At 44.8% G+C, this 13795-nt stretch carries 10 protein-coding genes; 9 read left to right on the top strand and 1 reads right to left on the bottom strand.

What is annotated here, in order from left to right:
- Nucleotides 1–95: 95 nt before the first annotated feature.
- The 4 genes from AABA75_RS12100 (at nt 96) to AABA75_RS12085 (ending at nt 5713) form a co-directional block, all read left to right on the top strand.
- Nucleotides 96–731, top strand: coding sequence for a LuxR C-terminal-related transcriptional regulator (locus tag AABA75_RS12100; RefSeq protein ID WP_338292863.1), 636 nt, complete (start codon nt 96–98; stop codon nt 729–731).
- A gap of 38 nt (nt 732–769) precedes the next feature.
- Complete coding sequence (gene add / locus AABA75_RS12095) at nt 770–1768, top strand: adenosine deaminase (RefSeq protein WP_338292862.1); 999 nt, start codon at nt 770–772, stop codon at nt 1766–1768.
- 338 nt (nt 1769–2106) lie between these two features.
- Nucleotides 2107–4419, top strand: coding sequence for a TonB-dependent receptor (locus AABA75_RS12090; protein ID WP_338292861.1), 2313 nt, complete (start codon nt 2107–2109; stop codon nt 4417–4419).
- 445 nt (nt 4420–4864) lie between these two features.
- Nucleotides 4865–5713, top strand: a complete 849-nt coding sequence (locus AABA75_RS12085; protein WP_338292860.1) for a DUF2306 domain-containing protein — start codon at nt 4865–4867, stop codon at nt 5711–5713.
- 190 nt (nt 5714–5903) lie between these two features.
- Here the strand turns inward: AABA75_RS12085 and gltA are convergent, their stop codons facing one another.
- On the bottom strand, nt 5904–7184 hold the full coding sequence (gltA, locus tag AABA75_RS12080; RefSeq protein ID WP_338292859.1) for a citrate synthase: 1281 nt from the start codon (nt 7182–7184) through the stop codon (nt 5904–5906).
- 443 nt (nt 7185–7627) lie between these two features.
- Here gltA and sdhC point away from each other — a divergent pair, with 443 nt between their 5' ends.
- The 5 genes from sdhC to AABA75_RS12055 all read left to right on the top strand — a co-directional run bounded on the left by sdhC (nt 7628) and on the right by AABA75_RS12055 (nt 13794).
- On the top strand, nt 7628–8002 hold the full coding sequence (sdhC, locus tag AABA75_RS12075) for a succinate dehydrogenase, cytochrome b556 subunit (protein WP_338292858.1): 375 nt from the start codon (nt 7628–7630) through the stop codon (nt 8000–8002).
- Entirely contained in the window at nt 7996–8343 is a 348-nt protein-coding gene (gene sdhD, locus AABA75_RS12070) for a succinate dehydrogenase, hydrophobic membrane anchor protein (RefSeq protein WP_338292857.1), read from the top strand. The genes sdhC and sdhD overlap by 7 nt, the downstream gene beginning before the upstream one ends.
- Nucleotides 8344–10116: a succinate dehydrogenase flavoprotein subunit gene (sdhA, locus tag AABA75_RS12065; protein ID WP_338292856.1), complete on the top strand. Its 1773-nt coding sequence runs from the start codon at nt 8344–8346 to the stop codon at nt 10114–10116.
- A gap of 11 nt (nt 10117–10127) precedes the next feature.
- Entirely contained in the window at nt 10128–10838 is a 711-nt protein-coding gene (locus AABA75_RS12060; protein ID WP_338292855.1) for a succinate dehydrogenase iron-sulfur subunit, read from the top strand.
- Between the two features lie 133 nt (nt 10839–10971).
- A complete protein-coding gene (locus AABA75_RS12055; protein WP_338292854.1) occupies nt 10972–13794 on the top strand; it encodes a 2-oxoglutarate dehydrogenase E1 component in 2823 nt (940 codons plus the stop codon).
- The last annotated feature ends 1 nt before the right edge of the window (nt 13795 follow it).

The following is a 13795-nucleotide window of genomic DNA, read 5'->3' as shown; positions in this document are numbered from 1 at the left end:
GTGAAACAAAACAGTCATGAAAAGTATTAGACTAAAGTTGTAGACTACACCATAATTGCCAAAAAGGTGTGATAGAGATTTCCATAAGGCCAAGAATGACAAAAATAATAGTAGCAGATGATCACCCATTGTTCAGAGATGCGTTAACAGCGGCACTTAATGCTTTGCTTGACGATTTAGAGTTTTTACACGCAGGAACTTTGGACGAATCCATCGCGCTGTTAGAGCAGAATAAAGATATTGATTTGGTTCTATTGGATTTACACATGCCCGGCAGTGAAGACTTCTACGGTGTTATTCGCATTTCCGAAGATTTTCCTGACGTACCTGTTGCGGTTGTATCCGTCAGCGATACGGCAACCGTAGTATCAAAAGTGATGGCCTTTGGCGCTCGCGGTTTTATTCCCAAAACCACGCCGTCTTCAGAAACTGCCAATGCTATCAAAGCCATATTAGGTGGCTCTACCTGGTTACCAGAATGCATGAGAGACAACCTGATAAAAGTGGAAAGAGAGGACATTGATGTTGCCTCCAGAATGGCGGAACTTACCCCAAAACAATTCCAGGTATTGAAGCATTTACAGGGGGGGATGTTGAATAAACAGATCGCGTTTGACCTGAACATTACTGAAGCAACGGTAAAAGCTCACATCAGTGCAATTTTCAAAAAACTGGAAGTGAATAACAGAACACAAGCAGTTTTGGTTGCAGAGAAGCTACAACTCAATTAACGTTTCTCTTTCGATTTTTATAATCCAGGGAAACAACTATGATAAATACCGATCTTCCTTTGGTGGATTTGCACCGTCACCTTGATGGTAATATTTTACCTGAAACCATCTGGCGTCTTGCCAACAAAAATGGCATCGAATTGCCCGCTTCTTCTCTGGAAGAACTCATTCCTTTGACCCAAATCCAGGATCAAACCAGCGATTTGTTAGCCTTTTTACAAAAGCTGGACTACGGTGTTTCAGTGTTAGCCAATATTGACGATTGTTACACTGTGGCTTATGAAAATATGCTAGATGCAAAGCGCCAGGGCATTGATTATGTTGAGCTGCGCTTCTCTCCCTACTACATGGCCATGAATCACAATCTAAATATGGCAGACGTGGTTGCTGCCGTAATTGATGGTGTCAGAACGGGCGAGAAAGATACAGGCGTTAAAGCCAATCTTATCGGGATCTTAAGCCGTACCTTTGGTGCTGAGACCTGCATGGCAGAACTGGAGTCGTTGCTGGTACACAAGGATAAAATCGTGGCATTGGACTTAGCTGGAGATGAAATAAACTTTCCGGCGGTACAGTATCAGGAGCATTTTAAGAAGGGCAGAGATGCGGGGTGGAATATCACCGTACACGCTGGAGAAGCTGATGGCCCCCAAAGTATCTGGAATGCCATTGAGATGTTAGGCGCTACTCGAATTGGACATGGTGTTGCGGCAACGCAAGATCCTAAGTTGATGGAATACATGGCCAAAAATAATATTTCTGTAGAATCTTGTCCAACTTCCAATTATCAAACAGCAACCATTAAAGCCGTAAAAGATAGTCCTATGCCGATCTTTTTGAACAACGAAATCGTGGTGAGCTTGAATACTGACGACCCGGCAGTATCCAACATTGATTTACCACATGAATACGACGTGGCAAAAAATGTCATTGGTTTGTCTGATGCGCAATTGCGTCAAGTACAAGAGAACGGCGTTAAAGCGGCGTTTTTATCTGAGGCGGAAAAACAGCGTCTTTTGGCCAGCAAAGCACAATAGACTGGTTTTCAAATAACACCTTTTTTGAGCCCGGCAGGTTATTTCAAGCGCCGGGCTTTTTTGATGGAATTAACAACAATGTTCGTCTGAAATAGCAGCAAATAAAACAAATCTTGACCAAGTGGTCAATCTCTGTGAGACTCAAGTGGTTTGGTAGTTTTGGGCATAGACTGACCAGTGCAGAGAAAAAACCAGTGAAAAGTCGGCATTTGTTTACAAAAAACTGCTGTTTTTACTCACTTTTTCAATGAAATATCTGCAATAAGCATTAAAATAAATAGTACAAAAATAATAAGAATAACGTTTTTACACACATTAATTTTTTATGGACACAGCAAATGATTAAAAAATCAGCGATTGCAGTTGCACTACAGTGCGCTCTTCTGTCTCTTGGTGCACAAGCCCAGGAACAAGAAGCCGAAGATAATAGCGGTTTAGAAACCATTACCGTAAAAGCCCAGAAAAGAACTCAGAGCATCCAGGACGTTCCGATTTCTATTTCTGCGCTAAATGGTGAAAAGTTCGAAGCGATTTTCTCTGGTGGTGACGATATTCTTTCTTTGGCTGCAAGAGCGCCGGGTTTGAATGCGGAATCCTCTAACGGTCGTGTTGCCCCTCGTTTTTACCTGCGTGGGTTAGGGAATACCGATTTTGACCTGGCAGCTTCTCAGCCAGTGTCCATCATCATGGATGACGTCGTTAAAGAAAACGTTATCCTGAAGAGTTTCCCTTTATTTGATATTGAGCAAGTAGAAGTGTTGCGCGGTCCGCAAGGTAGCTTGTTTGGTCGTAACACTACAGCAGGTATTGTTAAATTTGATACTCGCAAGCCTACCGAAGATTTTGAAGCTTTCGTTGAAGCTTCAGTCGCAACCATGGACACATTCAACCTCGAAGCTGCCGTTGGTGGTGGTCTAACGGATAACGTATCGGGCCGTTTTTCTTTGTTGTCGCAAAATCGCGGTGACTGGATTGACAATGGTTGGACTGGCGAAAATGACGCTATGGGTGGTTTCAACGAACTAGCCTGGCGTGGTCAACTGCTGTGGGACGTTAACATGGATACTTCTGTGTTACTGCAAGCCTATGGTCGTGACCTGGACGGTACCGCTTCAATCTTCCGAGCCAATGCCCTAAGCACTGGTAGTAATGACTTCAACCAAAACTACGATCGTGATGTGGTATATTACGATGCCGATCTTGATGGTGATGGCAGACAAGATCGAAACCCGCAGAACTACGAAAACACTGGTGTGACTTTGCGTATCGATCACGAGTTAAACAGTAATATCACGTTGACTTCAATTACTGATTACAATGTCGCCGAAGGGGACTCTTTAGGTGATATCGATGGCGGTGTGATAGTCCCGACAGACGATGTTTCAATCGTACCTGCTGGCTTGACCTATGCTGAATACGACAATTTCGGTCCTAACATCAGCTTCCCTGGTTTTATACCTTTCGGCGCCGTTACGCAAGATAGACTGGACGATTTACACCAGTTTACTCACGAAGTACGCCTGGTTGAATCTGGCCCGGACGATCTGGATTGGACCATCGGTGCTTATGTGTTTGATGCTGAGTTCGATGTAACTTCTATTGATGGTTTCTTCGGCGCCACGACGGTTACGCACTCCAACCAGTCTTGGGCCATCTTTGGTCAAGTGGCCTATGACATGACTGATGACACCACGTTGACTGTAGGCTTGAACTACACGAATGACGAAAAACAATTGTCGGTCGGTGATCAAAACGTAAATGGGTTCGCTGTCGTTATTGGTGCAGCCAGTGTTCAGAAATATCCGGATTTGCAAGTTGATGATAGCCAGCTAAGTGGTGATATTTCAATCAATCATACCATCAATCGTGACGTGAGTGTTTATGCTCGTGCTGCTGTTGGTTTCAGAGCACCGACTATTCAGGGCCGTGACGTAGCCTTCGAAGCAGCCCCGTCTGTTGCTGATTCTGAGACAGTAACTTCATTTGAAGTGGGCTTCAAAGCTGACTTGCTAGACCGGGTGTTGCGATTAAATGGTGCCTTGTATCACTACGAAGTTGAAGATATGCAGTTTTCTGCCATCGGTGGTGACGGTAACTTTACTCGCTTGATTAATGCAGACAATGGTATTGGCCAAGGTTTTGAAGTTGAAGCCACTTGGCTTGCTGCTGAAGGTTTAACACTAACAGCAGGTTACAGCTATAACGACACTGAAATTGATGATCCGGACTTACGCGTATCACCAGGTTGTGGTGCGGGTCAGTGTACTTTGCTAGATCCGACTGATTCCAATGGATTGGCGATTGTTGATGGTAATCCGTTTCCACAAGCACCTGAGTCTAACTTCAGTTTCACCGCGCGTTATGCCTTTGAAATTGAAAGTGGTGAAATTTTTGCTTACACCGACTGGGTATACATGGGCGAGACCAACATCTTCTTATATGACTCTGTTGAATTCACAACAGATTCTCAATTTGAAGGTGGTCTAAGAATTGGTTACGAAAACTTTGATAGCCAATATACCGTTACTCTATTTGGTCGTAATATTACCGATGAAGAGAACCTCCGCGGTGCTATTGACTTCAACAACTTAACAGTGATTGATAACAACCCACGTGTTTGGGGTGTTGAGTTCCGCAAAGAATTCTATTAATCACCAGCAAGTGTTAAAACCTCAAAAGCCGCCCACATGGGCGGCTTTTTTGTACCTGCGGCTGTAGGTTCAACTTAAGCTACAAGGACGTAGTGAATGTCGTTTATGTCGGGAACATTTAAACGACCAGTCGGACAAAAGTTGAGTGTCGATTTTGTCGGGAAAATTCAAACGGCAAGCGCCAAGGATGGTGTGAATGCCGATATTGTAAGGAACAAATATCGGCGAGCTATAGGGACTTAGTGAATGCCAATTATGTCGGGAACAATTAAGCGACCAGTCGGACAAAACCGAATGCCTACAAATATTCGGCTACAAAATTCGCACTTACATCATTCTTGTATAGCGAAACACAAAAATACGTGTAAATGGGCCCATTTAGACGACCAAAACCTGCAACTCAAGCAGTATTTGACCGAATTTCTGTAGTTATGAGGATCAAAAATTGCAAAAACCTGAATTCAATACGTTATCACCAATCACGACCATGACACCGGATAAGTTGTTGCGTGGTTCAACTGTGTTTTGGTTTGCTTCTATTTTAGCGGGGCAGTGGATTTTCTTTTTATTTATTATTTCGTTTTATCTTTATTCAGTTGTTTCTGGCAACCTGGAGATTTGGAACCGTTTTGAGCCTTTCGGTAGTACTCCCTTTAAGCCAGATGACACAATGGGTAACTTGGCGTTTGCCAGTCATGCTATAGGCGCTGGAATTATCGCCTTTGCTGGTGTTTTTCAGTTAATGCCGCAAGTGCGAAATCGATTTCCTGTCTTCCACAAATATACGGGCTATATTTATTTAACAACGGTTTTGGCACTTGCACTATCTGGCTTTTATCTGGTGTGGATCCGTGGCACAAGCCCCAACGTGCATTCGGCCATAGGTACTACTATAAATGGCTTGCTAATTATAGCCTTTGCGTTTCTGACGGTGTATTACGCAAAAAGAAGAAACATAGCGACACACCGAAAATGGGCATTGAGATTGTTCCTTGTTTCGAATGCGCAATGGTTTTTACGGATAGGGATGATGAGCTACTTTATTGTTGGTAAAGTTTTGGACGTTCCCTCTTCATACTTCCCGGTGTTCTCACTTATCTGGACGTTTGGCTGTTTCTTACTGCCATTAATGATGTTGCAGTTGTACTTTTATGCCAAAGAGAATAACGGCCTGGCAATTAAATACATCGCCAATGGAGTATTAGTGTTGCTCACCTTATTGATGTTGATTGGTATCATTGGTTTTACGCCAATTTTACACAAGCTCACAATCGGTGCGCCAATTGTATTTTAATCAAACTCGTAAAACGGTTAATTGCTGCGCTGGAAATTAATTAGATGGAATTGCTGTTAGCGCTGACATTTATCAGATTAATTTAACGTTGGATTGCGTGAGTGATTCTTCTTGGTTTGTAAAGAACGGGTATAAAAAAAGGCAGATTATTCTGCCTTTTTGGTTACTAGAGGTATTTAACGAAAAATACTTATTTTTTAATCGGCGTGAAAGGGCGTTGTGCTTCACCAGTATATAGCTGTCGAGGACGACCGATCTTCTGTCCGTCTTGACCTAGCATTTCATGCCAGTGAGAAATCCAGCCTACAGTTCTTGCCAAAGCAAAAATGCAAGTGAACATGTTAGTTGGGATACCAATCGCCTTCAGAATGATACCGGAGTAGAAATCCACATTCGGGAATAACTTCTTAGAGGCGAAATATTCGTCCTCAAGCGCAATTTTTTCCAGTTCCATTGCCACTTGCAATAATGGATCTTTAACTTCCAGCTCGGCCAGTACTTCATGACAGCTTTCACGCATTACTGTCGCACGTGGGTCATAGTTTTTGTAAACACGGTGACCAAAGCCCATCAGACGGAACGGATCGTTTTTGTCCTTCGCTTTTGCAATGAACTCAGGAATGCGATCTACTGTGCCAATCTTCTGCAGCATATTTAAACAGGCTTCGTTGGCGCCACCGTGGGCAGGTCCCCACAAAGAAGCAACACCAGCAGCGATACAGGCATAAGGATTTGCACCGGATGAACCTGCTAAGCGCACGGTAGAAGTAGATGCATTTTGCTCGTGGTCAGCGTGTAAAGTGAAGATGCGATCTACAGCGCGAGCCACTGCCGGGCTGATTTTGTATTCTTCAGCTGGTACGGAGAACATCATGTTCAGGAAGTTTTCAGCGTAAGACAGATCGTTGCGCGGATATACAAAAGGTTGACCAATGTTGTGTTTATAAGCCATGGCCACCAAGGTTGGCATTTTAGCTACTAAACGGTAGGCACTGCGCAGACGCTTCTCAGGATCGCTAACATCAAGGTCGTCGTGGTAGAAAGATGACATGGCACCCACAGTACCACACAACATAGCCATAGGATGGGCATCAGGACGGAAACCGTGGAAGAAGTTAGTCATGGTTTCATGCACCATAGTATGGCGCGTAATGGTGCTCTTAAACTCTGCATAGGTTGCTGCATCAGGCGCTTCGCCATGCAACAACATGTAGCACACTTCCAGGTAATCTGCGTCTCGTGCTAGCTCTTCGATAGAGTAACCTCTGTGTAACAAGACGCCTTTTTCGCCATCAATAAAGGTAATAGATGACTCGCATGAGCCTGTGGCCATAAAACCTGGGTCGAAAGTGAAGTGCCCAATGGAACCCAATTTTCTTACATCAATTACCGGGTTTCCTGCAGTACCTGTGTGTACCGGCAGTTCAATTTCTTTATCACCAACTTTTAATATGGCTGTATCAGCTGCCATAAAAATTCTCCTTTAGAAAGTTCTAGGGGGGCGCTCATTGATTCGTCAATTATGGACGAGGCTCTTAAAGTAGACGGTAGTTTTACTTTATCCCTATAGTATAAGCAAATTTTAATGCGGATTTCATTGCTAAGTATGCATATTTCTAAAACTTTGATCACATTGCTCAAAATTTTAACAATCACGTCTTTGATACGTAACAAAAATTGTATTTCGTGAAACCCATGGATATACTTCAGTGCGACAACGTAAATCTGCCGGGCTGGCGCTGTTATTGGTCTGCAAGGTGGTTTCGTTAATAAAATGTTAAAAATCCAATTTGCATTACATACGTATGTAACAATGCGATGTAATCAGGATTTAATTACATTCAATGTGGAACACTCATGTGTTGTGTTAACAGATGAGTCAACAAAATAAACATTCCAGGTTGGCGACAAATCGTGAAAAAACAAAGACCCGTAAATTTAGAACTTAATACGATTAGTTTTCCCCCATCTGCTCTTGTTTCCATTCTTCACCGCGTAACAGGCGTTGCATTGTTCTTTGCTCTGTTATTGGTGATTGGAGCTTGGGCATGCTCATTAACCTCACCTGAAGGCTTTGCTAATGTCAGTGAGTTGATGAGTGGCGTTATTGGTAAGCTTTTAGTGATCGGCACAGTATCAGCACTGACTTACCACATTCTTGGCGGTGTCCGTCATATGTTTATGGACATGGGACATTTCGAAGAATTAGAGTCCGGCAACAACAGCGCTAAATTTATTATCGGCCTGTGGGTTGTACTGACCGCAGTGATGGGAGTAATGATATGGTAACTAACCAGGCAAGCCTGAAACGAGACGGTGTACAAGATTTCGTATCTTTGCGTACTACTGCTATCGTTATTTTAGCCTACAGCATTTTCATGTTGTGGTTCTTTGCAACAACACCTGAAATTACTTATGAAGTATGGTCGGGATTCTTCTCCAATCTCGGTGTGAAAGTATTCACTCTTGCCGCGCTGGTATCCATCATGATCCACGTTCGCATTGGTTTATGGCAAGTGCTTACCGATTACGTTAAGCCGCACCGTGTTCGTATTGTTGTTCAGTATTTATTAAACCTGATTGCGTTTGCTTACGTAGCAGTGGGTTTGTTTGTTTTGTGGGGTGTATAAGTGAAAGTCGCTGTTCATGAATTTGATGCGGTAGTAATTGGTGCCGGTGGTGCCGGAATGAGAGCCGCTTTACAAATATCTCAATCAGGTAAGTCTTGTGCACTGTTGTCTAAAGTGTTTCCAACGCGTTCGCACACTGTATCTGCACAAGGGGGCATCACTGTTGCCCTTGGAAATGCCCACGAAGATAACTGGGAATGGCACATGTACGATACCGTTAAAGGCTCCGATTATATTGGTGACCAGGACGCTATCGAATACATGTGTAAAACTGGCCCTGAAGCCATTATCGAAATGGAGAACATGGGTTTACCTTTCTCACGTTTTGAAAATGGTAAAATCTACCAGCGTCCTTTTGGTGGACAATCCAAGAACTTTGGTGGCGAGCAGGGTGCTCGTACCGCTGCTGCAGCTGACCGAACAGGTCACGCGTTACTGCACTTGCTATATCAGCAAAACGTAAAAAACAAAACTAAAGTATTCAGCGAGTGGTATGCACTAGATCTGGTTAAAAACCAAGATGGTGATGTTGTCGGTTGTACAGCAATTGATATTGAAACGGGTGAAGTGGTTTACTTCAAATCTCGTGCAGTTGTATTAGCAACGGGTGGTGCGGGTCGTATTTACGCCTCGACTACTAATGCGCATATCAATACCGGTGACGGTGTCGGTATGGCAACTCGTGCTGGTGTTTGTTTACAAGATATGGAAATGTGGCAGTTCCACCCAACAGGTATCGCAGGTGCCGGTACTTTGGTAACAGAAGGCTGTCGTGGTGAAGGTGGTTACCTGCTAAACAAAGACGGCGAACGCTTCATGGAGCGCTATGCGCCTAATGCCAAAGATCTCGCAGGTCGTGACGTTGTTGCTCGCTCCATGATGACAGAGATTCGAGAAGGACGCGGTTGTGAAGGCCCTTGGGGTACTCATATCAAGCTTAAGTTAGACCACTTAGGTAAAGACGTACTTGAGTCTCGTTTGCCGGGTATTCTTGAATTATCACGAACCTTTGCACACGTCGATCCGGTTAAAGAGCCGATTCCGGTAATCCCTACGTGTCATTATATGATGGGGGGGATTCCTACCAATGTTGATGGCCAATGTATTACCGTTGCACCTGATGGCAGCGAGAAAGTCGTTAAAGGTTTATTTGCTTGCGGTGAAATCGCTTGCGTATCAGTACACGGTGCAAACCGTCTAGGCGGTAACTCTTTACTTGATCTGGTGGTATTTGGTCGTGCGACAGGCCTGCACCTTGGTGAAGCGCTTAATGAAGCAGATAGCTCACGCGATGCATCTGAATCTGATCTTGAAGCTGCATTGGCTCGCTTCAATCGCTGGGAGTCCTCCGAGGTCGGTAAGGGCGAAGACCCGGTTCAAATCAAGAAAGATATGCAACAGTGTATGCAGCTTAACTTCTCGGTATTCCGTGAGGGCGAAGCGATGGCAACAGGTTTGAAAGAGTTGAAAGAAATTCGCGAGCGCTTAAAACACGCTCGTCTGGACGACAAGAGTTCAGAATTTAATACCATGCGTATTGAATGTTTAGAGCTTGATAACCTGATGGAAACTGCCTACGCAACAGCGGTTGCCGCTAATTTCCGTACAGAGAGCCGTGGTGCTCATAGCCGTTTTGACTTCACTGACCGTGATGATGAAAACTGGTTGTGTCACTCTGTTTATATTCCAGAAAACGAGTCCATGCGTAAGCGCGATGTCAACATGGCACCTAAGACTCGTGAAGCGTTTCCACCTAAGACGCGTACTTACTAAGGAGCACCACAATGATAAGAGAGATTTCCGTTTATCGTTACAATCCTGACGTTGATAGTGCGCCACACATGCAGGACTATCAGCTGGAAGTGGAAGAAGGCCAAGACATGATGGTGCTTGACGCACTGCTGGCTTTGAAAGAAAAAGACCCCACGTTATCTTTCCGTCGGTCTTGCCGTGAAGGAGTTTGTGGCTCTGACGGCGTGAACATGAATGGCAAGAATGGCTTGGCGTGTATCACACCTTTATCAGCATTGGGTAACGGCAAAATCGTCATTCGCCCTTTGCCAGGCTTACCGGTAGTGCGTGACCTGGTCATCGATATGACACAGTTCTACACTCAATACGAGAAAGTTAAGCCGTTTTTGATCAATGATTCTAAGCAGCCTCCGGCACGCGAGCATCTGCAATCACCAGAAGAGCGCGAAAAGCTTGACGGCTTGTACGAATGTATTTTGTGCGCTTGTTGCTCAACCTCTTGTCCTTCGTTCTGGTGGAATCCAGACAAGTTCATCGGTCCTGCGGGTTTGTTGCATGCTTATCGCTTCTTAGCCGATAGCCGTGATACTGCGACAGAAGAGCGTTTAAATGAATTGGATGACGCGTTTAGCGTGTTCAGATGCCATGGCATTATGAACTGTGTGAGCGTATGTCCAAAAGGATTAAATCCGACGAAAGCAATCGGTCAAATTAAATCGATGCTGTTACAACGGGCTGTTTAGTAGTATAAAGCGTTAAAATCGTTTTATTTTGATTAGTAGATAGCCAATCGGACAGAGGTTGGCTATTTTTTTATTGGTGATTTGTTAGTCTTTACAAATACCTGTTTAAACCGAATACGATGAAGGGACGGTAATGCACGAAAGCGTCATGAAAGCGTGGTGGGATTCTTCACATATGGCGGGCGGCAACGCTGCTTATGTAGAAGAACTTTATGAAGCGTACCTGGAAGATCCACAAAGCGTTTCTGAAGAGTGGCGAAGCACTTTTGATAAGCTACCAAAAGTTGATGGGGTTTCCATTGAAACTCGTCACAGCGTAGTGAGAGATGAATTCAAAAAGATGGCGGCTATGGGGCTTGCAGCCAGAGCACCCGTTGCCGCAGCTGGCGAAGTAGGGGATCAAAAGCAGATTAAAGTACTGCAGTTGATTAATGCTTATCGCTTTCGCGGTCATCAACACGCCAATCTCGACCCGTTAGGCCTCTGGCAACAAGAACGGGTGCGTGACCTTGAGCTTTCACACCACAGCCTTTCTGAGCAAGACTTTGATACGGTGTTCAATCTGGGTTCCTACGCTGTAGGACAAGAAAAAATGCCCTTAGGCGAGCTATTCAAATCATTGAATCGCACTTATTGTGGTTCGATTGGTGCTGAGTACATGCACATTACCAACACCGAGCAAAAGCGTTGGATACAACAATACCTTGAAGCCGCAGAAGCAAAACCAGCGTTAACTAAAGAGCAAAAAGTAAACGTACTCAAAGGGTTGATTGCTGCGGATGGCATGGAGAAGTATTTAGGGGCTAAATTCCCAGGTGCCAAACGCTTTTCGCTAGAAGGCGGCGATTCTCTTGTACCTATGGTGAAAGCGTTGATTTCCGGCGCCGGTGCCGCAGGCTCAAAAGAAGTGGTTATCGGCATGGCTCACCGCGGTCGTTTGAACTTGTTGGTCAACGTATTAGGTAAAAACCCGTCGGTACTATTCGACGAGTTTTCTGGCTTGCATGACGAGTCATTGGGTTCCGGTGATGTTAAGTATCACGCGGGTTACTCTTCGGATTTTGCTACACCGGGCGGTCCAGTGCATTTGGCATTGGCATTTAATCCATCTCACCTTGAAATCGTAAACCCGGTGGTTATGGGATCTGTTCGTGCCAGACTAGACCGCCGCGGATGCAGTGATGGCTCAATGAGTTTGCCGATTACCATACATGGTGATTCGGCGATTGCTGGCCAAGGCGTTGTACAAGAAACCTTCAACATGTCTCAAACGCGCGGCTTCCAGGTGGGAGGTACCGTTCGTATCGTGGTGAATAACCAGGTTGGTTTTACTACTTCTAAAACAGAAGATACACGTTCTACCCAGTACTGTACCGATATTGCTAAAATGGTGCAGGCGCCGATTTTCCACGTTAATGCAGATGATCCTGAAGCGGTTATCTTTGTATCGCAAATGGCGTTGGATTATCGCAATACCTTCAAACGTGACGTGGTAATTGATTTGGTTTGTTACCGTCGCCATGGTCACAACGAAGCCGATGAGCCAAACGCAACACAGCCGTTGATGTATCAAAAGATTAAAAAGCATCCAGTACCTCGGCAGATTTATGCTGACCAATTGGTGGCAGAGGGTACGGTAACCGCTCATGAAGTGGAGAAACTAATTTCTGAGTATCGTGCTGCTTTGGATCACGGCGCTTGCGTAGTGGAAGAATGGCGCCCAATGACAGAGCACTCTGTGGATTGGACTCCTTACATCGGTCACGATTGGGATGTACCTTATGACGCTAGCTTGAGTTTAGACACACTTAAGCAGCTTGGCGAAAAAGTCTGTGAGATTCCGGAAGGCTTCAAACTGCAGTCTCGAGTGAACAAACTCTACGCGGATAGACTCTCCATGATGAAGGGAGAAAAACCCTTAGATTGGGGTGCGGCGGAAACCTTAGCTTATGCCACTTTGCTGGCTGAAAAAACCGACATCCGTTTCACTGGTCAGGATGCAGGTCGTGGTACCTTCTTCCACCGCCATGCTGTTATGCACAATCAATTGGATGCGGCTGAGCATATTCCGCTTCAACATATCGCTGAAGAGCAAGGCGTATTTGAAATATACGACTCAGTGTTGTCCGAAGAAGCGGTGATGGCTTTTGAGTTTGGTTATGCCACTGCGGAACCCGGTACATTGACAATTTGGGAAGCGCAGTTTGGTGATTTTGCCAATGGCGCCCAGGTAGTTATCGATCAGTTCTTAAGTTCCGGTGAGCACAAATGGGGACGTTTGTGTGGTTTAACTTTATTATTGCCTCATGGTTACGAGGGTCAAGGTCCGGAACATAGCTCAGCAAGACTTGAGCGTTTCTTGCAACTTTGCGCCGACCATAACTGGCAAGTCTGTGTACCTTCAACACCTGCCCAAGTATATAATATGTTGCGCAGACAAGCGGTTCGTCCTATGCGTCGTCCGCTAATTGTGATGTCGCCTAAGTCATTGTTACGTCACCCGCAAGCCGTATCTTCTTTGGAAGAGCTAGCGTCAGGTGTATTCCATAATGTCATTGATGAAATTGATGATATTAATCCGGCCAAAGTAAAACGGGTTGTTATGTGCTCCGGTAAGGTTTACTACGATCTGTTAGACTATCGCCGCAAAAATGAAATCGAAGACATCGCCATTGTTCGTATCGAGCAGCTTTATCCTTTCCCTCATGATGAGGTTGAAAAGATGGTTGAGCGCTACAAGCATGTCAAAGATTGGATCTGGTGTCAGGAAGAGCCTCAAAACCAAGGCGCCTGGTATTGCAGTCAGCATCACTTCTGGGACTCTATTCCCGAAGGAGCAAAGGTTACCTACGCAGGCAGAGCAGCATCTTCAGCGCCAGCTGTGGGTTATTTATCAGTCCATAACCAGCAACAGAAGAAACTGGTTGAAGAAGCACTAGAATTAAACAAGGATTAAA

Source organism: Planctobacterium marinum (assembly GCF_036322805.1).
Taxonomy (GTDB): domain Bacteria; phylum Pseudomonadota; class Gammaproteobacteria; order Enterobacterales; family Alteromonadaceae; genus Planctobacterium; species Planctobacterium marinum_A.
The sequence above is the reverse complement of the archived record's forward strand: the minus strand, read 5'-3'. Positions and strand labels throughout refer to the sequence as shown.

What these genes read in the sequence shown, in the direction of transcription:
- sdhD (WP_338292857.1), top strand. Translation starts at nt 7,996, where the DNA reads ATGGTAACTAACCAGGCAAGCCTGAAACGAGACGGTGTACAAGATTTC.
- gltA (WP_338292859.1), bottom strand. Translation starts at nt 7,184, where the DNA reads ATGGCAGCTGATACAGCCATATTAAAAGTTGGTGATAAAGAAATTGAA.
- AABA75_RS12060 (WP_338292855.1), top strand. Translation starts at nt 10,128, where the DNA reads ATGATAAGAGAGATTTCCGTTTATCGTTACAATCCTGACGTTGATAGT.
- AABA75_RS12055 (WP_338292854.1), top strand. Translation starts at nt 10,972, where the DNA reads ATGCACGAAAGCGTCATGAAAGCGTGGTGGGATTCTTCACATATGGCG.
- AABA75_RS12090 (WP_338292861.1), top strand. Translation starts at nt 2,107, where the DNA reads ATGATTAAAAAATCAGCGATTGCAGTTGCACTACAGTGCGCTCTTCTG.
- AABA75_RS12100 (WP_338292863.1), top strand. Translation starts at nt 96, where the DNA reads ATGACAAAAATAATAGTAGCAGATGATCACCCATTGTTCAGAGATGCG.
- add (WP_338292862.1), top strand. Translation starts at nt 770, where the DNA reads ATGATAAATACCGATCTTCCTTTGGTGGATTTGCACCGTCACCTTGAT.